The following is a 560-nucleotide window of genomic DNA, read 5'->3' as shown; positions in this document are numbered from 1 at the left end:
GTTATGAATTCATCATCAACATTCTTATACTTTAATCTGATAATATCGTTCATATTAGCCCCATTTAAAAGGTAACTAAACAGCCATAAATCTTTAGCTTCGTCACGATATGAAAACTCCTTACATTCGTAGTTATATATTTTTTCAATCTCATTCATTTTCAAAGCTCTTTTCACGTTTTGACTTGATGGAAGTTTGTAACCACCTTCACCAAAAGGGTAGTAATCTTTTGATATTGCACCCTCACGTTGAGCAATCTTGAATATTGTCCTTGTCGAAGCCATATAAGTATTGATTGATGACATTGAAAGATTTTGTGTCACCATCCATTGCTCATATTTCTCTAGTTCATTTACAGTTAGTTCTCTAAAGTCGATTTGATTACTACCAAAATACTTTTTCAGGGTTCTCATTGCGGTAGTGAATTGCGCCCAACTACACCATTGGTCATTATCTCCAAATTCTTTAATACGCCTTTCAAAATAGAATAGAATATTTGTAAGGTCACCTCCAGCAATACCAAATTTTGTTTTAAACTGCCTGAACGAAAAAGTTTCCAT

At 33.4% G+C, this 560-nt stretch carries 1 protein-coding gene; it reads right to left on the bottom strand.

Annotated elements, in window-relative coordinates; genetic code table 11:
- On the bottom strand, positions 1-560 hold a 560-nt coding region (locus tag J1N10_RS21495; protein WP_262328689.1), incomplete at its 3' end, for a site-specific integrase.

The organism is Carboxylicivirga litoralis (assembly GCF_025499605.1).
GTDB lineage: Bacteria > Bacteroidota > Bacteroidia > Bacteroidales > Marinilabiliaceae > Carboxylicivirga > Carboxylicivirga litoralis.
This window is presented reverse-complemented; position numbering and strand designations above follow the sequence as displayed.